Source organism: Streptomyces albidus (ex Kaewkla and Franco 2022) (assembly GCF_013870515.1).
In the GTDB taxonomy this organism is placed as follows: domain Bacteria; phylum Actinomycetota; class Actinomycetes; order Streptomycetales; family Streptomycetaceae; genus Streptomyces; species Streptomyces albidus.
Genome location: NZ_JACBXA010000038.1, coordinates 1 through 18,362, shown reverse-complemented (window position 1 = coordinate 18,362; position 18,362 = coordinate 1). Strand labels below are relative to the sequence as shown.

Genomic DNA, 18,362 nt, shown 5'->3' with positions numbered 1-18,362 from the left:
GGCTCGGGCAGGTCCGCTTCGGCGAAAGGTGCGGGAGGTCCATGGCGCGTACTTCCCCGCGGTCCCGTACGGGATCAGGCTGAGGCCATGCAGAAGGCTGAAGCAACGCAGAAGACGGGTCCCGACGGCCGGCAGTCCGAGGCGACGAGTCGTCTCGCCCGCGCCCAGGCGGAGTTCGACCCCGACGTCGTCTACCTCAACACCGCCTCCATGGGTCTGCCGCCCCGGCGCTGTCTGGACGTCCTGCAAGGGACGCTGGACGAGTGGCGCAGGGGCGCCGCGCAAGCGTCGTCGTACGACGCTCCGCTCGCCGCAGCCCGTACCGCCTACGCCGGACTCGTCGGCGTGGACCCCTCGCGGGTGGCCGTGGGAAGCCAGGTCAGCGCCTTCGCGGGTTTGGTCGCGGCGTCGCTGCCCGACGGCTGTGAAGTCCTCACCGCCGCCGGGGAGTTCACCAGCGTCGTCTTCCCCTTCCACGCCCAGGCCCGCCGTGGCGTGCAGGTCCGTGAGGTGCCGCTGGAGCATCTGGCCGAGGCTGTGACCTCGCGTACGTCACTGGTGGCCGTCTCGGCGGTCCAGTCGGCGGACGGGCGCCTGGCAGACCTCGACGCCCTCACCGCCGCGTGCGAGGCGACGGGCGCGCGGATCTTCCTCGACACGACGCAGGCGGTCGGCTGGCTGCCCGTGGACGCGAGCCGCTTCGCCTACACCGCCGGCGGCGGCTACAAGTGGCTGCTCGCGCCACGGGGCACCTGCTTCTTCACGGTGCAGGCGGAGTTCGCCGACGGGCTCATCCCGCATGCGGCGAACTGGTTCGCAGGTGAGGAGCGTTGGGAGAGCCTGTACGGCGGCCCCCTGCGGCTGGCGAAGGAGGCGCGTCGCTTCGACCTTTCCCCGGTATGGCATTCGTGGGCCGCCCAGGCACCGGCGCTGGACCTGCTCACTGAGGTCGGCACGGACGTACTGCACGAGCACGCTCTCGGCCTGGCGAACACGTTCAGGACGGACGTCGGCCTGCCGCCCGGCGACTCCGCGATCGTGAGCGTCGCCGTCGACCCGGGCACGCCTGCGCTGTTGGAGCGCGCAGGCGTCGTGGGAAGCATCCGCGCGGGCCGGCTCCGCCTGGCCTTCCACGTCAACAACACGGCCGACGACGCCGGCCGCGCGGCCGAGGTGGTCGCCGGTCACCTCACCGAGGACGCATGACGAGTGCGAACGGCGCGTGGCGAGTGGCGCGGGGACGAGCGCCCCCGCGGCTGCCCGGACGTGAACCGCCAAGCGATCAGACCGACTTGACGGTGATGGCGCCGTTGGTGGTCGCCAGATCGAGCTCGTGGTCGCCGGACGGGTCGTTGCGCACGCCGATCTTCTTGGATCCGTTGCTCGTCCTCGCCGAGACCTTGTACGAGCTGTCCGGTGCCGTGATGGAGATCGCGCCGTTGGACGTCTTCGCGTCGACGTCCTGCGGCGTGGCAGGGGCCAGCTCGATGGCGCCGTTCGACGTACGGGCCGTGACGCGATCGCCCTTCAGTCCGTGCCCGTTGATCCGGCCGTTGGTCGTACGCACGTCCACGGAACCTTCGATGTCGTCGAGGTCGACGGCTCCCGTACTCGTCGTCACGTCCACCTTGCCCATGCCGGACAGGTCGACTCCGCCCGCCGTGACCTTGCCGGTGACAGGAATGCGCCGCGGCAGATCGACGGTGTACCGGACGGAGCAGCCCTTCCCGCACCCCTCGAGCACGAGCACCCCGTTCTCGACCCGGTGCGTGGGGCCCTTCGGCCGGTCGCCGTCGAATTCGACCCTGCGGTGCAGGGACACCTTGGTGAGCGTCTCCTTGCCGCGGAGAGTGACCCCGCCCGACCTGTTGTCCAGCCGGACGGACGTGATCTTCTCCGAGAGCTTCGTACCGTCCTCGAAGGTCTCACCGGGCACGATTCCGCATGCGCCGAGCGCGCCCACCCCGATCCCGGCCGCCGCGACCGCCCCGAGGAGGCGGAGATGCCTGCCCATGATGCTCACCCCGTAATGGTGGAAGTGCTGACATTCAGCCACTTCAAGGTCAATGCCCGATGAGGTTATGGCACCTGTCGCGGCGCAGCCATGAGGCAAACCCCCGGATCCCGCGAAGGGTTACCCCTCCGCACGTGGGTCCCGGCCTGAGAACATCGCCGTGCCGCCCGCGTACGGGGCGGCGCCGGCCGGTTCCGGAGATGCGGCCCGTGCCCGCCCGCCCCCGCCGCTGAGGCCGTCCTTGACCTTGTCCTTGGGGGAGGCCACAGCATCGAAGGGCCGGGCGAGGCGCCCGGCGTGAGGAGGAGCGGGCATGGGACTGCTGACGATCGGTGCCTTCGCGAAGGCTTCCCGCCTGTCGCCGAAGGCGCTGCGTCTCTACGACGAACTCGGACTGCTGACCCCCGCTCGCGTCGATGCGACGACCGGCTACCGCCTCTACGCACCAGGCCAGCTGGAGCAGGCCCGCCTGGTGGCGTGGCTGCGCCGCCTCGGGATGCCCCTGGCCCGGATCCGCGAACTGACGGGTCTGGACGGGCCCGCTCAGGCGCGGGAGATCCGGGCGTACTGGGCGCAGGTCGAGAGCGAGGTCTCCGCGCGGCGTGACATGGCCGCCTTCCTCATCGACCACCTGTCACGGGAGGACTCAGCCATGCCGCACACAGACAGACACCTCGGCATCCGTTACGCCGCGCTGTCCGACACGGGTCTCGTACGCGAGAACAACCAGGACGCGGCCTACGCCGGTTCGCGGCTGCTCGCTGTCGCCGACGGCTTCGGCGAGGGCGGCGCACCCGCCAGCGCAGCCGCCGTGGAGACCTTCAAGCGCCTGGAGACCGGCGACCTTCCGGCGGCGAACCTTCTCAACGTCCTGGAAGAGAGCGTCTCCCGGGCCGGTGAGGCCGTGCACGAGATCGCGGCGTCGGGGCCCCGCCCCGATGGTCCCGATGGCTCTGCGGGAAGCGAGGTGGGCACGACACTCACCGCGATGCTGTGGACGGGATCGCAGCTCGCGCTCGTCCACATCGGCGACACACGCGCGTACCTGCTGCGCGACGGGGAGCTCTCCCGGATCACCCACGACCACACGCTCGTGCAGTCCATGGTCGACGAGGGCCGCATCAGCGCCGCGGAGGCCGACTCGCACCCACAGCGGTCGCTGCTCGCGCGTGCGCTGATCGGAGGTCCCGACGACAGGGCGGACATGCGGCTCCAGGACGTCCAGGCCGGTGACCGCTACCTGCTGTGCTCCGACGGCCTGACCTCGGTCGTTCCGGACGCGGAAGTCCGCACCGCGCTCGCCGCCGGGGACGAGCCCGAGCGGACGGTCCGTGAACTGGTCGACACGGCACGCCTGGCCGGTGGCCCCGACAACGTCAGCTGCGTCGTCGCCGACGTACTGGAGCTGGCGGCCCCGGCGTAAGGCGACGAGCTGCTGTCACGAAGCCTCACCGAAGAGTGCCAGCAGCTCGGGCTTCTCGAAGGTACGGGCAGCCTCCACCGCGGACGGCTGCCCGGCCCTCGGGTCCGCCCCTCCGTCCAGGAGCATGCGGACGATCTGGTCCTCGCCCTTGAAGACGGCACCGGCGATGGGCGTCTGGCCGTTGTCGTTGGGCTTGTTCGGGTCGGCGCCGCGGTCGAGGAGCACCTGCACGGCGGGGGCGTGGCCGTGATAGGCGGCCAGCATGATGAGGGAGTCGCCCTTGTCGTTGGTCAGGTTGGCCGGAACACCGGCGTCGACATAGGCGGCGATGGTGTCGGTGTCGCCGTGCCGGGCGAGTCCGAAGATCTTCTGGGCGAGTTCCAGCACCTCGGGGTCGTGAGCGGGCTCGTTGCTCTGAGGCGTGGGGCCGTCGGTCATCGCGTTCTCCTCGTGCTGCTGCGCCGAGTGGACAGGGGCACCGCCCCGGCACCGCCGAGTACCCCCAAAGTGCTGAAGGCCGCGGTGCAGGGTCGGCACGGTGCTTCCGGGTGCCCACCTTACGTACGCTTCGTCGCATGCCCATCTCCACGCACCGCACCCCTGCCGTGGCGGCGGTTCTCGGCGGTTCTGGGCCCGTTCTGGGGCGAGGAGGAGGCATCGGCCTCATCGGCGCCTGGTCCGCCGGTGCGGTGCGCTTCCAGGCGTAGGAGCCTTCCGGCGGGGCGGAGTTGGCGACCGCGGCGGAATCGGCGCAGTGGGCGGCCCGCGCGTGGCTGGTTGCCCGTCAGACGTTGCACGCGTGACCAGGGCCGGACGTCTCCAGGGTCAGACGTGCGCGCGGGGGTCCACCATCAGCACGACGTCCCGCAGCGTGTCCACGGTGTGCTCCGCCCCCGCCGCCCGCAGCTCGTCGGCCTTGCGCTCGTTGCGCGCGTACCCGAGGAAGGCGACGCCCGCCGCCCGCGCGGCCTCCAGATCGCGGGGTGCGTCCCCGATCATCAGGGCTTCCTTCGCGTGCGTACCGGTGGACTCCAGGGCCCGCAGCAGACAGTCCGGGTCGGGCTTCAGCTTCAGCGCTCCCTCGGAGCTGCGGCCGTGGATCCGCTCGGCGAAGAGCTCACCGGTCCGCCTGGTCTGCAGATAGCGCTCCACGGCCTGCTGCGAGTTGTTGGTGGTGATGGCCAGCTGCCGCCCCGTCGCGGCGAGCGTACGGATGAGGGTGTCGGCGTAGGCGGTGGGGAAGGCGCCGGGTGCGGCCTGAACCTCTTCCTTGGTCAACGCCTGCTCGATGTCCCGGGCGATGCCACGCTCGACGAGGGCGGGCTGCTCGAAGGCGAGGCGCAGTATCTCCAGCGGGTCGCTGGTCTGCGGCAGCCAGCCGTCGCCCTCCTCACCGGCGAGCACGGCCTCCCGCAACCGCTCCGCGATCCCAGGCGTGGGACGGTCCTGGAAGAGATGGCAGATGGGCCCGTCGAAGTCGAAGAGCACGCACTTGGCGGCTTCGATGAGATCGCGCATTCCGCTCCTCGTACCTGGACCGTTGCGGGTGTTCGGCTCAACTATCTCCCGCGTGAGCCACGGCGTACAGCGGTGACGGCATCTCGTCCCTGGTCAGGGACGTGAATTCGGCGTAGATCGACTCGATCGTCTCGGCGTCGGGCACCGTGGCCGGGTTCAGGCTGCTCCTGGCACGTTCGAGTACACCCTTGATCGTCATGCCGGTGCGCTTCAACTGGTGGGCTCGCTCCTCGGGCGTCTCACAGCTGCGAAGCGCCATTGCCTGGCGTACGACGTCGGTGAAGACGGACTGAGCGCGCTTGTAGGCCAGATAGCGAGGCAGGTCGGCGTGGAAGCCGGCAGTCGCGCCCGGGAGCACCTCGTGCATCGTGGCCCGCCACTGCTCCTCGACCTCGTGCTGCTGGTCGACGGGGTAGTTCATCAGGTGCAGGTGGGTGGCGAGATCGTAGAGAGGGTCACCCACCGTGGCGAGCTCCCAGTCGATGGTCCAGAGACGGCCCTCGTGGTCCACGATGAAGTTCGCACGGTGCAGGTCTCCGTGCAGCAGGCAAAAAGGGCGGTGGGCGGAGAGTTCCGCGGCCTCGGACACGAGCCACGAATCCGGCGCCAGCGCATCGGCGGGGACACCGAGTTGCTCGAACAGTTCACCGAACCATTCACGGTTCGGTTCGTACACATCGTCGCGGGTGAACCGGATGAGACCCTGCAGGAATTGTCGGCAATCGCCCTCCCCCATGCCGCTTTCGCCGATTCCCCACTTGACGACGGTGTCGGGATGGACGCGGGCCAACTCACCGAAGACCGACATGATCTGACTCAGGAGGCCCTCGTCCACGGCTGTGCCGGCTGGGCACAACGACGCGAGTGACTCCCCTTCCACGAATCCGTGGACCACCAGCCCGAGAGACTCGAGGCGCCGGACCGGGGGGATGCTGAGCGTTCCGAGGTCGGCAAGCCTCGGAAGGAGCTCGTCCTCGTACGGGAAGGACCGGCGGTCGAACCACGGGATGCCACGGCGAGGCTCCCCTACTTTCACCCGGCCCATATCGGTCAGCTCGGGGTGGGGGCGTACGACATACCACTCGCGGTGATAGCCCTGCAACGGACCGTCGACGCTGCCGGCGCGAGAAGCGTGCCGAAACGCATGGGAGGTCATCGGTGGACTTTCCTGTGCGAGCTCAGTGGCTGATAAGACGTGAACCTTACCGCCTTCTTGCTGGTCCGAACCCCGGCACACAGTGAAGCCGTCACCGAACATGGCTGAGCACACGAGTACCCCTCGAATTCGAGTCGCCTTCGAACAATGAGGGTGCTTCGCCGCGGGGGCTCGCGCACACTGAGGGTGTGAGTCCGACTGAGGATCTCCCGCACAACGACCCGGCAGCCGCAGGTGAGTTGATACAAGCTGCCGGTGCCGTTCTCTTCGACTTCGACGGCCCACTCTGTGACGCTTTCTCAGGGCATCCGGCAGTATTTGTCGCGGATGAGCTGAAGAAAGGTGCGAAGTCCGTGTGGGGTGATCTGCCACGTGGCCTGGATGCCTCGGTCGAAGCCCATGCCATCCTCCGTGGTCTGGCTCTCGCGTATTCGGCCGACAGGGCCCCTGAACAAGCGGCCTTGCTGCACGCCGAGTTGGAGAAACAGCTGACGCAGCACGAGGAGATTGCTGTGTCGAGCGCGAGACCGACCCCGTACGCCGCCGAGCTGACGGTGGCTCTGCGCCAGCGAGGCAAGAGGTTGTTGGTGACGACCAACAACGCCGCTGGTGCTGTGCGCGGGTACCTCCGGGCACAAGGCATCGAGGGCCTGTTCGACCACGTGATCGGAAGAGATCCAAGCGATCCGTCGCTGATGAAGCCGGATCCGTACTGCGTGAATCGTGCTGTCAGCCTCGCACGGCTGCCCGCTCGGAGTTGCCTCATGATCGGCGATCAGGCGAGCGACGCGGAAGCTGCGCGGGCCGCGGGTGTGCAGTTCCTCGGCTATGCGCCGGACCTGGCTCGCGCAGCCGCGCTCGCTTCGGCAGGCGTTGAGAATGTCGTGTCATCGCTCGGAGACGTGTTGAAGGCACTGGAGTCCCAGAACCAGACGGGTGTTGGGCAGCCGAGTCCCTCGCGCTCCGTTCGCCGCTTGCGATAACGCCTCTTTATCCGCTGTTCGAGGTGAATCGGTACGGTCGGTGACGTATTCGATCCCGGGGAAGAAGCTCAGTCGAGATCCATGGGCTCGGCAATGGTCTTCCACAGAGACTGGAACCAGTTCTTGGAGTCCTCGACGAACATGTTGTCCTGCTGGTCGTGGTCGTGGATTGACGAGCGGAAGAGCGTCGACTCAAGGCCGATGACATCGTAGATGTCCAGCTCTTCTCCTCTGTAGGTGACTTTGTCGCGAATCACGTGGTAGTAACCCATGAGTGCTTCGCTGCCGTTGAGGACGTACAGCTTCTGGAGGGGCGTCGCGGGCACAGTCCGAATCTCGCATGAGACTTCGGGTACGTCATATCGGTCCTTGAAGGCGCCGAGGCTCATGCGCAGTGCCGTTGCCCAGGTCCTCTGGATCGCATGGAGCCGCTTGAGCGGGCGGCGGTCGGTCGCGTCGTCCACGAGCCTCGGCAGGGCGAGATACGCGTCCGGACTGGGGATGATCGCGCGCACGGTGACCGAGCGCGGAGTGAGCGTCTTGTCGACGATGGACCGGTGCGGTCGCGCCAATGCGTTGTTCAAGGTCTCCGTCGTCAGTGAGTACGTGTCGATCGTGACGTGATCCGATCGGAACGCCTCGTACAGCCGCTCCGCCAACTCCGTGCCCGCCGGCTTCGGCGTGTGATGGGAGTGGGCGGGCTCGGCCACTGTCGGTGGTGCGCCGCGGCCGGTGTCCGTGAGGAAGCCGTCGCGTTTGAGGGCGTCGAGAGCCTGGCGTACGACCGTCCGGTTGACACCGAACTCGCCTGCCAGGTCTTTCTGCGTCGGGATGCGGGCGCCCTGCGGCAGCTCGCCGGATTGGATCCGTTCACGGAGTGTGGCCGCGATCGCCTCGTGCGGTGGCTGTCCGTGCTCGGCGGGTCTCGTCTTGTCCACAACAAGAAGGTACAACTTCCGGCCAAGCCGCGGGAGTTGTTCGCCAACTGTTTTTAAGCCATCGCCAAGTGGGGAGACTTCGAACGAAGTTGGTGGACAACTGATCGAGATGGCGAACAAGTTCCGCAGCTATCATCCAAGTAAGCGCAGTACCCGCCAACATCGCGCGTTCCGGTCCTGCCGCCTGTCCGACGACGTATGGGCGCACTTCCCCCCACGCACCGTTCCTTGCTCGAAGAAGGAGGGAATGCCATGCCTCTGTTCGCCCTTGTGCTCGCAGGTGTCGTCATTGGTTTCGAGCGACTGGTGGAGTGGCAGTTCGGTGCCCTCGGAGTCATCGGCTTCGTACTGCTGAGTGTCGGAGTGAAGGCGAAGAACATCACCTGCAGCTGCATAGGCGCAGTCGTGCTCACGATGTTGATCGTCTGAACCGCGCGACGTCCGGGCAAGGAGCCAGGCTCAGAAGATGTCCGGGCACCACGCGCGTCGTGACGTACGGAAGAGGGCGTCCGCCAACTCGGCGGCGCCCTCGTGACGTTCCTCGGCGCGGCCCAGCGCGGCGAGCCGTACCGCCGACTCGTCGCCCAGGTACAGCGTCCCCAACTCCCCGATGTCCAGGACCAGATCGGCGTCCTGAGATCGGGCGGACGTGCACGAGGCGCCGTCAGGCCCCGCCTCCAGCCGGAACTTCCCACCTGCGAGCCCTGCCTCGTCGCGCAGGTCCAGGACGAGGGTGCCCTGCGTGGTGTAGCTGCGGGACTCCAGCATGCGCGGCACGTCGAGCGGGCGGAGCCACAGGAAGTCCGCGCAGGTCTGCAGCACGGCCGCCCGGGGGTCGGGCAGCAGCAGCGGCAGCACGTCGTCCGGGGCGCGGAGGCCGGAACGTACGCGGGTCACCCAGTCGATGGAGAGCACGAAGTGCCAGAGGGCGCGCTCCGCGGCTGGCGTCAGGGCCGTCAGGAACTGCACGTCGACGGTGTTCTGCGGCAGCTTGCCGTCCCACCGCTCCCGCACCGTGTACGAGACCATGCCCTGCGGCTCGCCGTGGGCGTCCCGGTGGACGACGTAGAAGGGCGGGGTGAACTCGTCCCCGGAGAAGCGCCGTTCGCCCGTGTGCACCATCCACCAGCGTTCGGGACGGTCGATGACTCCCTGCCGGTGAGGCTGCGCGCGGTAGCGCTCGTGGAGTGACGGACCGATGTCGCGTATCTCATCGGCATCGGCGAAGTCCACGCGGCCGTCGGCAGGACCGGAGTGCCGCGGGTCCAGCCCGGTGCGCGCGACCTCGACCTCCCATTCCGCGGTCCAGGCGGCAGGGCCGAAGCCGTACCGCCCGTAGATCGGGTACTCGGCGGCGATCAGCGAAGCGAAGGCGTCCCCGCGCCCCTTCGCCTCGACGAGCGCCTCGCCCATCATCCGCGTGAGCAGCCCCCGGCGGCGGTGTGTGGGGGAGACGGTGACGTTCGTGACCGCGCAGGACGGCAGGCTCGCGCCGCCGGGAACCGTCATCTGCTGCGGAGTCGTACGGAACGTGCCGACGCAGCGGCCGTCGTCGAACGCGCCCTGTGTCCGCGCGAGTTCAATGTCCCGGCCCAGGACGGCGACGGCCTCATCGGTGACCTCGGGGGAGCGCAGGAAGCCGACGGAGACAGCACGCAGCCAGCCGGGCAGTTCGTCGGGGGAGGTCAGAGTCCGGATGTCGAGGGCCATGCGCGTCACGTTAGGCCGGGTCGCCCGCGGGGCGCACCTGGATTAACGTTCCGCCCGGGCAGCTTCCGGAGGCTCGTCGGACGAGGTCAGAAGGCCGCCCGCACCTCGCCGACCTTCCGTCCACCGCCCATCAGAGGCGAGTCGGCGATGCGGTCCAGCACCGGTGAGTCGACGCCGAGCGTCGCGAGCGTACGGGCGAGCACGGGGCCCAGCGCACGGTTCCCGCCGTCGTAGATCTTGAAGGCGAGGGCCCGGCCGTCCGGGAAGGCGACCGCCTGGACGCACTCGGCGCCCACCTTGGCGATCACGCCCGGCACTTCGCGCATCAGCCAGGTGTCGCTGCGCTGCGTGCCGGCGACGTACTCGGGGTGCGTGCGCATGGCGTCGGCGACCCTGCCCTCCGGGCTGTCCGGCGGAGCGAGGGCGATGGCGCGGAACGCCCGTGCGAGCCCGGTGAGGGAGATCGCCATGAGGGGGGCGCCGCAGCCGTCCGTACCGACGTGGGAGACGGCGTCGCCGGAGAGGGACTCGAGCGTCTCGGCGATGAGCTTCTGGAGGGGGTGGCCGGGGTCCAGGTAGGTCTCCGTGGGCCAGCCGTTGACCACGCAGGCGTGGAGCATCGCCGCGTGCTTGCCCGAGCAGTTCATGAACAGGCGGCTGCGGGCGGCCTGCCCGTCCGGGCCGGCCGCGGCCAGGGCGCGCTCCGCCTCACCCTGGTCCAGGGGGAGTTCGGCGGGGCACTGCAGGTCCGACTCGCTCAGGTTGTTCTCCGCGAGCATCCGGCGGACCAGGTCGAGATGGAAGGGCTCACCGGAGTGGCTCGCCGTGGCCAGTGCCAGCCGGGCGCCTGAGAGATCGAGCCCGCTGCGGAGCATCGCCGACGCCTGCACGGGCTTGTTGGACGAACGGGGGAAGAAGGGGGAGCCGGGGTCGCCCAGCGACTTCTCGATGCTGCCGTCGGGTGCCAGCACCACGAGCGAACCGCGGTGATGTCCCTCGACGAAGCCGTCGCGTACGACTTCGGCAAGCACCGGCGGTATCCCGTCGGGGGCACCGGTATCGGAGGTGAGGGAGGGCATCGGCGGCCGGCCTTTCAGTTGCTGACCGTGCCCCGTCGCCTCGACTAGGGGAGCAGGTCTTCCACTTGCGCTTCCCCTTCACGGTACCTTCGGGCGATTTCCGTGCTGCACCCGTCCGCCGTGCGCTGCATCACCTGCCGCCGTTGCGAGACGTCCTGCTCGTAGCGCACGAGGCGGCCCATGGCGTCGTGGAGCTCGTCGTCCGTACGGGCGGTGAGGTCGCTCAGCTCGACCTCCGAGAGCATCGTCTCGGCCAGGGAGCGGTACTCCTCGCTGCGGGGTGTGCCGAGCGTCACGTGGCGGGCGGAGGAGCGGTGCCGGGAGGGCTCGTCGGTCAGGATCTCCGGAAGGAGGTCCAGCAGCGGCGACCCGGGTGCGCTGCGCCGGGCGAGCTCGGCCCGGAGGATGTCGATGCGGCCCTGGAGGAGACGCCGTACGTAGCTCAGGTCCCCCTCTTCCTGCTGGGCGCGACGGAGCAGCGCACGGAGCTCGGGAAGCCCCAGCCCGTCCAGCACGGGAAGATCGGGCAGTGCGGGGAGTTCGGGCTCCGCGACCTCTGCGCCCGCGGTGCGGGCTGCGGACGCGGAGCCGGCTCTGGACGAGCCGTCACGGGCGGCGGGCAGGCCACCAGGCGTACGGGCGGCGCCGGTTGCGCTCATGGAAGGTGTCCCCTTCATCCTTTATGGCCGCATTGGTGATGAGAGCAGCGGTACGTACCGCCTGTGCGCATCGTGCCATTGTGCGGGGCTCCCGCGCAGCGATGTCGCACCCATCCGGAGCATGCGAACAGATCGCCGAGCGGCAGGGCATGATGGCTGCTATGCGAGCTGTGGTGCAGAGAGTGGACGGTGCGGAGGTCGTCGTGGACGGCCGGACCGTCGGGGAGATCGTCGGGCAAGGACTGTGCGTGCTGGTCGGTGTCACGCACGACGACACCGCGGCCACCGCGGCCCAACTCGCCCGCAAACTATGGACGGTCCGGATCCTGGAGGGCGAGAAGTCCTGCTCCGACCTGGGCGCCCCGCTGCTCGTGATCAGCCAGTTCACGCTCTACGGCGACGCACGCAAGGGCCGCCGCCCCACCTGGAACGCCGCCGCCCCCGGGCCGGTCGCCGAACCCCTGGTGGACGAAGTCGTCGCCCAGCTGCGCGAGTTGGGCGCGGAAGTGGCGACCGGCAGGTTCGGGGCGGAGATGAAGGTCTCGTTGACCAACGACGGTCCGTTCACGGTCCTGCTGGAGGTCTGACGCGGCGGGGCGTCGCCCTCACGGCGCGACGACGACCTCCTGCGCCGCGGCCGTGGCGTCCTCGCCCGCGATCAGCGGGGCGTCCACCGGGACGTTGCGCTTGATCAACGCCAGGGCGATCGGCCCGAGTTCGTGGTGCCTGGCGGCGGTAGTGATGAAGCCGAGCTTGCGCCCTTCGGGGCCGTCCTCGGCGAGCCGTACGGAGTCGCCGTGTACCGGAAGGCGTACGTCGCTTCCGTCCAGATGCAGGAACACCAGCCGCCGCGGCGGCTTGCCCAGGTTGTGCACCCGGGCGACCGTCTCCTGGCCGCGGTAGCAGCCCTTCTCGAGGTGAACTGCGGTGCCGAGCCAGCCCAGTTCGTGCGGGATGGTGCGGTGGTCGGTCTCCATCCCCAGCCGCGGCCGGTGCGCCTCGACGCGCAGTGCCTCGTACGCGAGCAGACCGATGGCGGGACCACTCTCGTCGGCGAACGACTTCAGCCCGGAGCGCGGGAGGAAGAGGTCGCGGCCGTGAGCGGTCTCGCGTACGACGGTGCCCTCGGGGGCCTCGGCGATGGAGCCGGCGGGGAGGTGCACGACCGCGTACTCCTCGGTGCGGTCCGCGATCTCGACGCGGTAGAAGAACCGCATGCTCTCCAGGTAGGCGATGAGAGCGTCCTGCGAGCCGGGCTCGGTGTGCATCCAGACGGTGGCGCCGTCGTCGACGAGGTAGAGCGCGTGCTCGATGTGCCCGTTGGCGGAGAGGATCAGCGCCTCCGTGGCGTGGCCCTGCGGGAGCTCGCTGACGTGCTGGGTCAGCAGCAGGTGCAGCCACGACAGCCGGTCGTCGCCTGAGACGGCGACGACTCCGCGGTGGGACAGATCCACGAAACCGGCGCCCGCGGCCAGCGAGCGCTGCTCACGGAAGAGGTCGCCGTAGTGCGCGGCGACACCTTCGTCCTGGCCCTCGGCGGCGACGGCGCCGGGCAACGAGAGGAGCGGAGAGTTCATGCGGCACCACCAGGCAGCACGAGCAGGCAGCGGATCGGGCTGTTGAAGGACATACGACCAGACTACGACGCCTCTCGGGCGCTCTTCGAGGCCTGCTCCCCGTTGGGCCCGGAGGCCGCGTCGTCAGTCGCCGGCGCGGACTGCTCGGGCTGCCGCGCGGAGCATTCCGCACAGCGCCCGAAGATGGCGAAGTGCTTCATGTCGGTGTCGAAGCCGAACGCCTCGCGGAGGCTGTCGGCGAACGGGGCGGCCACCGCCAGATCGGCCTCGATCACCTCGGTGCAGTCCCGGCAGACCAGGTGCATGTGGTGATGACGGTCGGCGAGGTGGTAGGTCGGGGCGCCGTGGCCGAGGTGTGCGTGCGAGACGAGGCCGAGCTCCTCCAGCAGCTCCAGCGTGCGGTACACGGTGGAGATGTTGACGCCGCCCGCCGTGCGCCTGACCTCGGCGAGGATCTCGTCCGGTGTGGAGTGCTCGAGCTTGTCGACGGCTTCCAGGACGAGCTGGCGCTGCGGAGTCAGCCTGTATCCGCGCGCTCGGAGGTCGCTCTGCCAGTCCGTGCTCACCACTCCGCCAGTGTAGAACCGTCGCTCAGCGGAAGAAGGCGATGCCGTCGTCGGGCAGATCGCCCAGGTCCTTCGCCCATTCCCTCGGGTCGACCGACTTCTTCAGGTGGGCCGACATGTACGGGTGCAGCGGCACTCCCGGAGCTGCGCGCTCACCGACCCACATCAAGTCGCTCTTGACGTATCCGTACAGCCGCTTGCCCCCGCTGTACTCGGCGGCCGAAGGCGTACGGGCGATGGCGTCCGTGGCGAGGTCGATCTGCGGCTTCTGGTCGGCCATCTCGCCGTACCAGACCTCGGCCACGCCCTGGTCGCGGATCATGACGACCTCGACCTTGCGCTCGGAGTCGATCCGCCAGAACCCGGTCTCGCTCTCCAGAGGCCGGACCTTGTTGCCTTCCTCGTCGAGCTGCCAGGTGTGCGAGACGTACTCGAGGAAGTCGCGCCCGTCGTGAGTGAAGGTGACCTCCTGCCCGAAGTTGCACTTGTCGGTGCCGGGGCCGTCGTCGCCGTCGAGGGCGGCGACGCCCGCGCCCTGCCAGTTGCCGAGCAGGAAGGCGAGCGGGACGAGGTCCGGGTGCAGGTCGGACGGGATCTCGATCATGAGGACTCAGACGATCTGTAGGGAGCCGGAAGAGGAGGGGCGCGGAGCGGACCGGGCGCGAAGGCCGTGGTCAGCGCTGACCCTGGTAGAGCTTCTTGAGTGTGAGACCGGCGAAGGCCGCGGTGCCCACGCAGACCAGGACCATCAGTGCGGTGAAGAATGCCTCAAGCACGGGGTGTGCTCCTTGGATGTGCCGAAGTGTGCTGTTGACGTACGGGTCCGATTCTAGTCGGCGGCCACAGAGGCGTCGTACACGGCCTGTGGACGGGGCGCCGGGCCGTTCAGTAGACGAGCGCCTGCACGCCGTCGCCCATGATCTCGCTGACGAAGACCTGGGCGCCTGCGATCCGCACGTCCTCCAGGACGTCCTTCTCCTCGATGCCGCGGCGTGCCGCGCACTGCGTGCACAGAGTGATCCGGCCGGCGGACTGGATGCCCGAGATCAGCTCGGGCAGCGGCGCGGCATGCGGCAGTTCGAACTCCGCGGCACGGCCGGGCAGCGCGAACCACGCCGATTCCCCCGTGAGCCAGAGAGAGATCTCGACGCCGCTCGCCGCGGCCACCGCCGCCACGGTGAACGCCTGCGAACAGCGCTCCGGGGCGTCCGCACCGGCCGTCACCTTGATCACGAGCTTCTTGGTTGCTGCCATGAGCGCAAGCGTATGCCGCGGAGCACACACGAAAGAGCCGTCCCCCGGTCACCCGGGGAACGGCTCCCTCACCTGTACGCCGGCGCACGGCGCCGGACGTCACGTTGTGCGTCGCGCGGACGCCTCACACGCAGCTCACACCGCGATGGCGACCTCCGAGAGGCCTCCGTCCTGTGCGACGACCGTACGGTCCGCCGTGCCGCCCGGCACCAGGGCGCGTACGGTCCAGGTGCCCTCGGCCGCGTAGAAGCGGAACTGGCCGGTCGCGGAGGTGGGGACCTCCGCGGTGAACTCACCGGTGGAGTCCAGGAGTCGCACGTAACCGGTGACGGGCTCGCCGCCGCGGGTCACGTTGCCCTGGATCGTCGTCTCGCCGGGCTTGATCGTGGAGGCGTCAGGGCCGCCTGCCTTGGCTCCGCACATGGTTTTCCCTTCGGTTCTCTTCGGTGCGTGCTCGGGGCCCCGCCCAGGCCCGAAGGGCCGAGGGGGAAGGAGTCGGTCAGCCTTCGGTGCCGACGGCGACGGGAACGCCGACGAGCGAGCCGTACTCGGTCCAGGAGCCGTCGTAGTTCTTGACGTTCGGCTGGCCCAGCAGCTCGTGCAGGACGAACCAGCTGTGAGCGGAGCGCTCACCGATGCGGCAGTAGGCGATGGTGTCCTTGCCCAGGTCGACGCCTTCGCCCTCGTACAGCTCCTTCAGCTCGTCGTCCGACTTGAAGGTGCCGTCGTCGTTGGCCGACTTCGACCACGGGATGTTCCGGGCGCTCGGCACGTGGCCAGGACGCTGGGACTGCTCCTGCGGAAGGTGGGCCGGTGCGAGCAGCTTGCCGCTGAACTCGTCGGGCGAGCGGACGTCCACCAGGTTCTTGGTGCCGATCGCGTCGACGACCTCGTCGCGGAAGGCGCGGATCGAGGTGTCCTGCGGCTTGGCCTTGTAGCTGGTCTGCGGGCGGCTGGGCACCTCTTCGACCAGGTCGCGGGAGTCCAGCTCCCACTTCTTGCGGCCGCCGTCGAGCAGCTTCACGTCCTGGTGGCCGTAGAGCTTGAAGTACCAGTAGGCGTAGGCGGCGAACCAGTTGTTGTTGCCGCCGTAGAGCACGACCGTGTCGTCGTTGCCGATCCCCTTGGCGGAGAGAAGCTGCTCGAAGCCCTCCTGGTCGACGAAGTCACGGCGCACCGGGTCCTGGAGGTCCTGCTTCCAGTCGATCCGTACGGCGTTCTTGATGTGGTTCTTGTCGTAGGCCGAGGTGTCCTCGTCGACCTCGACGATGACCGTCTTGGGGTCGTCGATGCGGTCCTGGACCCAGTCGGCGTCTACGAGGACGTCACTACGGCTCATGAGTTTCTCCTCCGAGGCGTGTTGGTGATGAGCTGGTGCGTACGGGGCGGATCGGGTGCGCACGTACAAACGGGGGCCGTCAGGCACACGCGCACACGGCGCCGTGCAGCGCGAAAGCCGGGATGTCGGCGGGCTGATGAGGTGCGGCCGCGCGGTCGCTGAGCTGCTGAGAGGCTCAGACGGGGGCGTGCGGGCGGCAGCCTCAGGAGGAAGTGCGACAGAGCATCGCTGCGACGCGGCACAAGTCGACTGCACGTCGCTTCGTGAGGTCCGCCTGTCGCTTCATGGTGTCGATCGTAAGGACGGTGGGTGCCCTGTGTCACCGCAGATCCATATTGTGAGACGACAGGGACCGCAATATGGGATTCGGGGCTCCGGCGAGCTCGCTCCGGCGTGGTCGCGGGGGTGTCCGAAGGCGGTTCTGCCTGGGTCCCGGACGCCGCCGTCTCGTGGACCGGGACGGCGGCGTTCCAGCGTGATGCCCGGGGTGCGCGGCCGGGCGGGTGCTCAGTTCCCGAGCTTGACGTCCTTGCCGCGTACGGACAGCTCGATGCCCTTCTTCGTGGCTTCGACCCTGTCCAGCTCCAGCCCCGGAGGCAGTCCCGCTATCTTCCGCGCGAAGTCGATCCTCTCTCGGATCGTGTCCTCGAGGCCGGGGATGTCGCCGCCGGGCACCTCGTCGGCGTGCAGCTTCACGGTGTCGTTCCTGGAGAGGCTGACGGTGCTGGTGACGCTTCGCTCGAACTTCTGGCCCAGCAGGGAGATACCGGCGGTCACCTTCACCCGGCCCTTGCCCTTGTCGTCCTTGCCGCCCCAGTTCACGCGCACGCCGTCAGGGGCGGCGCCCGTCAGGTCCTTGTACGTCACGAAGGCGGAGCCCGTTGCCTCGTCGGCGACGGCGCCGTCGTAGTCCCTGTTGATGCGGACGTCCTTCAGCTGCGCGTCGACCCGGGTGACCGTCAGATCGCCGCCGTCCGCCGCCTGGGTCTTCATCCCCGTCAGCTCGGCGTCGACCTCGTCGAGCTCCCTGCCGACGACCTGGGTCAGGAAGGGGAAGCCCTTGATGTCGACGGAGGTCTCGGCGGTGGAGGGCACACCCTTCGCGTTCTTGATCTTCTCGGCTGCTTCGCCCTCGACCAGCGTGACCGCGAGACGGTCGGCGGCGACGAACAGCACCGCGAGGACGAAGAGGACGATGAGCCCTCTGCGTAGTGCGCGCATCTGCGATCTCCCCCATGCTCTGGCGGTCTCTGACTGTCCGACATACTGATCCGACGCACTGCGGGGCCCGACGGTTCTACGGGCCGCCGGCCTGCGGCGAGCCTAACGTGAGCGCCTGTCAGACGACGGCTCTGCCGAACAGGTAGACGGCCGGTGCCGCGAGGGCCAGAGGCAGTGCCACGCCCGCTGTCATGTGGACGAAGCGCGACGGATAGTCGTAGCTCGCGACCCTCAGACCGATGAGTGCGCATCCGCCGGTTGCCAGGCCGAGGAGTCCGCCGGCAGCCGTCGGCGCCGTCGACGCGGCGGCGCCACCGAGCGCGGTGAGCTGCCCGATCGCCACGCCCGCTCCCGCGGCGGCCAGCAGCGCGACGCAGGGTGAGACGAACGGTGGCAGCGGCAGCGTACGGGCGAGCGTGGCGACGGCCACCGCGGCCGCACCGACCGTCACGGCGTCCGCCGTCGCCACGTCGAGCGAGGCGAGGAAGCCCGCCGCGACGACCGTGAGGGCGGTGGCGGTGAAGGCGGCCGTCAGGGCGTAGAGCCGCTCGTCGGGGCCGGAGTGGTTGCGCAGGTGGAGCGTGAGGGTGAGCAGGCACCACACACCGAGGACGCCGATCAGTACGGCGGGGGTGTCGGCGTCGTCCGCCAGCAGCAGGCCCGCGTCGGTCGCCAGGCCCGCGAGGAAGGCGAGCGCGATTCCCTGCCGGGCGGGCCACATGCCGTTCAGCCGGAACCAGCCGGCGGCGGTCACGGCCTGAAGCAGCGCGACGCCGAGAGCGAGGGGAACGCTGCCCAGGGGCGCGGCGCCGGCCAGCACCAACGCGAGCGCGGTGGTGAGAGCGGCGGACTGGAAGCCCGGTGCGATGAGCGGTGAGCTGTCGCCGCGGGCCGCTGAGCTGCTGCGCGAGGTGGTGGAGGCCGA

General features: G+C 69.1%; 22 protein-coding genes and 1 pseudogene. 6 read left to right on the top strand and 17 right to left on the bottom strand.

All coding sequences use genetic code 11. From position 1 onward, the window contains the following. Window positions 1–87: 87 nt before the first annotated feature. Complete coding sequence (locus H5J26_RS09395; protein ID WP_181765289.1) at window positions 88–1,206, top strand: aminotransferase class V-fold PLP-dependent enzyme; 1,119 nt, start codon at window positions 88–90, stop codon at window positions 1,204–1,206. Between the two features lie 76 nt (window positions 1,207–1,282). On the opposite strand, the gene H5J26_RS09390 is transcribed toward H5J26_RS09395, so the two are convergent. Next, complete coding sequence (locus H5J26_RS09390; RefSeq protein ID WP_181765303.1) at window positions 1,283–2,014, bottom strand: DUF4097 family beta strand repeat-containing protein; 732 nt, start codon at window positions 2,012–2,014, stop codon at window positions 1,283–1,285. Between the two features lie 313 nt (window positions 2,015–2,327). Here H5J26_RS09390 and H5J26_RS09385 point away from each other — a divergent pair, with 313 nt between their 5' ends. Beyond that, complete coding sequence (locus tag H5J26_RS09385; protein WP_181765288.1) at window positions 2,328–3,437, top strand: MerR family transcriptional regulator; 1,110 nt, start codon at window positions 2,328–2,330, stop codon at window positions 3,435–3,437. A 15-nt stretch (window positions 3,438–3,452) separates the two neighbouring features. On the opposite strand, the gene H5J26_RS09380 is transcribed toward H5J26_RS09385, so the two are convergent. Continuing rightward, complete coding sequence (locus H5J26_RS09380) at window positions 3,453–3,875, bottom strand: ankyrin repeat domain-containing protein (protein ID WP_181765287.1); 423 nt, start codon at window positions 3,873–3,875, stop codon at window positions 3,453–3,455. Window positions 3,876–4,012: 137 nt separating this feature from the next. Here H5J26_RS09380 and H5J26_RS31945 point away from each other — a divergent pair, with 137 nt between their 5' ends. Further along, entirely contained in the window at window positions 4,013–4,144 is a 132-nt protein-coding gene (locus tag H5J26_RS31945) for a hypothetical protein (protein ID WP_268933045.1), read from the top strand. Window positions 4,145–4,262: 118 nt separating this feature from the next. On the opposite strand, the gene H5J26_RS09375 is transcribed toward H5J26_RS31945, so the two are convergent. Further along, a complete protein-coding gene (locus H5J26_RS09375; protein WP_181765286.1) occupies window positions 4,263–4,955 on the bottom strand; it encodes an HAD family hydrolase in 693 nt (230 codons plus the stop codon). Window positions 4,956–4,992: 37 nt separating this feature from the next. Continuing rightward, complete coding sequence (locus H5J26_RS09370) at window positions 4,993–6,111, bottom strand: aminoglycoside phosphotransferase family protein (RefSeq protein WP_181765285.1); 1,119 nt, start codon at window positions 6,109–6,111, stop codon at window positions 4,993–4,995. A 188-nt stretch (window positions 6,112–6,299) separates the two neighbouring features. Between H5J26_RS09370 and H5J26_RS09365 the strand changes: the two genes are divergently transcribed. After that, window positions 6,300–7,094: an HAD family hydrolase gene (locus H5J26_RS09365; protein ID WP_181765284.1), complete on the top strand. Its 795-nt coding sequence runs from the start codon at window positions 6,300–6,302 to the stop codon at window positions 7,092–7,094. A 68-nt stretch (window positions 7,095–7,162) separates the two neighbouring features. Here H5J26_RS09365 and H5J26_RS09360 read toward each other — a convergent pair whose 3' ends face one another. Beyond that, window positions 7,163–8,152, bottom strand: a complete 990-nt coding sequence (locus H5J26_RS09360; protein WP_235980574.1) for a winged helix-turn-helix domain-containing protein — start codon at window positions 8,150–8,152, stop codon at window positions 7,163–7,165. 132 nt (window positions 8,153–8,284) lie between these two features. On the opposite strand from H5J26_RS09360, the gene H5J26_RS09355 reads away from it, so the two are divergent. Continuing rightward, the gene (locus H5J26_RS09355) at window positions 8,285–8,461 is read left to right on the top strand and encodes a hypothetical protein (protein ID WP_181765283.1); all 177 of its coding nucleotides are present in this window, start codon (window positions 8,285–8,287) and stop codon (window positions 8,459–8,461) included. 30 nt (window positions 8,462–8,491) lie between these two features. Here the strand turns inward: H5J26_RS09355 and H5J26_RS09350 are convergent, their stop codons facing one another. The 3 genes from H5J26_RS09350 to H5J26_RS09340 form a co-directional block, all read right to left on the bottom strand. Continuing rightward, entirely contained in the window at window positions 8,492–9,742 is a 1,251-nt protein-coding gene (locus H5J26_RS09350; protein ID WP_181765282.1) for a GNAT family N-acetyltransferase, read from the bottom strand. Between the two features lie 86 nt (window positions 9,743–9,828). After that, the gene (locus H5J26_RS09345) at window positions 9,829–10,821 is read right to left on the bottom strand and encodes an asparaginase (protein ID WP_181765281.1); all 993 of its coding nucleotides are present in this window, start codon (window positions 10,819–10,821) and stop codon (window positions 9,829–9,831) included. Window positions 10,822–10,865: 44 nt separating this feature from the next. After that, window positions 10,866–11,480 (bottom strand): ABC transporter substrate-binding protein, encoded by a 615-nt coding sequence (locus H5J26_RS09340; protein WP_181765280.1) that lies wholly within the window; start codon window positions 11,478–11,480, stop codon window positions 10,866–10,868. 161 nt (window positions 11,481–11,641) lie between these two features. Between H5J26_RS09340 and dtd the strand changes: the two genes are divergently transcribed. Next, a complete protein-coding gene (dtd, locus tag H5J26_RS09335; protein WP_181765279.1) occupies window positions 11,642–12,067 on the top strand; it encodes a D-aminoacyl-tRNA deacylase in 426 nt (141 codons plus the stop codon). Between the two features lie 18 nt (window positions 12,068–12,085). Here the strand turns inward: dtd and H5J26_RS09330 are convergent, their stop codons facing one another. From H5J26_RS09330 to H5J26_RS09295, 9 genes and pseudogenes are all read right to left on the bottom strand, one after another. Next, the gene (locus H5J26_RS09330; protein WP_181765278.1) at window positions 12,086–13,057 is read right to left on the bottom strand and encodes a YgfZ/GcvT domain-containing protein; all 972 of its coding nucleotides are present in this window, start codon (window positions 13,055–13,057) and stop codon (window positions 12,086–12,088) included. Between the two features lie 62 nt (window positions 13,058–13,119). Further along, a complete protein-coding gene (locus H5J26_RS09325; protein WP_181765277.1) occupies window positions 13,120–13,626 on the bottom strand; it encodes a Fur family transcriptional regulator in 507 nt (168 codons plus the stop codon). Between the two features lie 22 nt (window positions 13,627–13,648). Beyond that, on the bottom strand, window positions 13,649–14,227 hold the full coding sequence (locus H5J26_RS09320; protein ID WP_181765276.1) for an FABP family protein: 579 nt from the start codon (window positions 14,225–14,227) through the stop codon (window positions 13,649–13,651). Between the two features lie 281 nt (window positions 14,228–14,508). Then, window positions 14,509–14,877, bottom strand: a complete 369-nt coding sequence (locus H5J26_RS09315) for a DsrE family protein (RefSeq protein ID WP_181765275.1) — start codon at window positions 14,875–14,877, stop codon at window positions 14,509–14,511. A 135-nt stretch (window positions 14,878–15,012) separates the two neighbouring features. After that, entirely contained in the window at window positions 15,013–15,300 is a 288-nt protein-coding gene (locus H5J26_RS09310) for a DUF1416 domain-containing protein (protein WP_181765274.1), read from the bottom strand. Window positions 15,301–15,376: 76 nt separating this feature from the next. Further along, window positions 15,377–16,216 carry a sulfurtransferase gene (locus H5J26_RS09305; RefSeq protein ID WP_181765273.1) on the bottom strand — a complete coding sequence of 280 codons (840 nt, stop codon included), beginning with the start codon at window positions 16,214–16,216 and terminating at the stop codon, window positions 15,377–15,379. A 202-nt stretch (window positions 16,217–16,418) separates the two neighbouring features. After that, entirely contained in the window at window positions 16,419–16,502 is an 84-nt protein-coding gene (locus H5J26_RS32405; protein WP_368073103.1) for an Ms5788A family Cys-rich leader peptide, read from the bottom strand. 221 nt (window positions 16,503–16,723) lie between these two features. Then, entirely contained in the window at window positions 16,724–17,437 is a 714-nt protein-coding gene (locus tag H5J26_RS09300; RefSeq protein WP_181765272.1) for a DUF2993 domain-containing protein, read from the bottom strand. Window positions 17,438–17,555: 118 nt separating this feature from the next. Beyond that, window positions 17,556–18,362, bottom strand: a pseudogene (locus H5J26_RS09295) (hypothetical protein); the annotation flags it as partial.

Bases quoted from the DNA above. Each gene is read 5' to 3' on its own strand.
- H5J26_RS09350 (WP_181765282.1), bottom strand. From the start codon at position 9,742: ATGGCCCTCGACATCCGGACTCTGACCTCCCCCGACGAACTGCCCGGC.
- H5J26_RS09375 (WP_181765286.1), bottom strand. From the start codon at position 4,955: ATGCGCGATCTCATCGAAGCCGCCAAGTGCGTGCTCTTCGACTTCGAC.
- H5J26_RS09315 (WP_181765275.1), bottom strand. From the start codon at position 14,877: ATGGCAGCAACCAAGAAGCTCGTGATCAAGGTGACGGCCGGTGCGGAC.
- H5J26_RS09395 (WP_181765289.1), top strand. From the start codon at position 88: ATGCAGAAGGCTGAAGCAACGCAGAAGACGGGTCCCGACGGCCGGCAG.
- H5J26_RS09340 (WP_181765280.1), bottom strand. From the start codon at position 11,480: ATGAGCGCAACCGGCGCCGCCCGTACGCCTGGTGGCCTGCCCGCCGCC.
- H5J26_RS09385 (WP_181765288.1), top strand. From the start codon at position 2,328: ATGGGACTGCTGACGATCGGTGCCTTCGCGAAGGCTTCCCGCCTGTCG.
- H5J26_RS09310 (WP_181765274.1), bottom strand. From the start codon at position 15,300: ATGTGCGGAGCCAAGGCAGGCGGCCCTGACGCCTCCACGATCAAGCCC.
- H5J26_RS09355 (WP_181765283.1), top strand. From the start codon at position 8,285: ATGCCTCTGTTCGCCCTTGTGCTCGCAGGTGTCGTCATTGGTTTCGAG.
- H5J26_RS09305 (WP_181765273.1), bottom strand. From the start codon at position 16,216: ATGAGCCGTAGTGACGTCCTCGTAGACGCCGACTGGGTCCAGGACCGC.
- H5J26_RS09345 (WP_181765281.1), bottom strand. From the start codon at position 10,821: ATGCCCTCCCTCACCTCCGATACCGGTGCCCCCGACGGGATACCGCCG.
- H5J26_RS09380 (WP_181765287.1), bottom strand. From the start codon at position 3,875: ATGACCGACGGCCCCACGCCTCAGAGCAACGAGCCCGCTCACGACCCC.
- H5J26_RS09370 (WP_181765285.1), bottom strand. From the start codon at position 6,111: ATGACCTCCCATGCGTTTCGGCACGCTTCTCGCGCCGGCAGCGTCGAC.
- H5J26_RS32405 (WP_368073103.1), bottom strand. From the start codon at position 16,502: ATGAAGCGACAGGCGGACCTCACGAAGCGACGTGCAGTCGACTTGTGC.
- H5J26_RS09320 (WP_181765276.1), bottom strand. From the start codon at position 14,227: ATGATCGAGATCCCGTCCGACCTGCACCCGGACCTCGTCCCGCTCGCC.
- H5J26_RS31945 (WP_268933045.1), top strand. From the start codon at position 4,013: ATGCCCATCTCCACGCACCGCACCCCTGCCGTGGCGGCGGTTCTCGGC.
- H5J26_RS09300 (WP_181765272.1), bottom strand. From the start codon at position 17,437: ATGCGCGCACTACGCAGAGGGCTCATCGTCCTCTTCGTCCTCGCGGTG.
- H5J26_RS09330 (WP_181765278.1), bottom strand. From the start codon at position 13,057: ATGAACTCTCCGCTCCTCTCGTTGCCCGGCGCCGTCGCCGCCGAGGGC.
- H5J26_RS09390 (WP_181765303.1), bottom strand. From the start codon at position 2,014: ATGGGCAGGCATCTCCGCCTCCTCGGGGCGGTCGCGGCGGCCGGGATC.
- dtd (WP_181765279.1), top strand. From the start codon at position 11,642: ATGCGAGCTGTGGTGCAGAGAGTGGACGGTGCGGAGGTCGTCGTGGAC.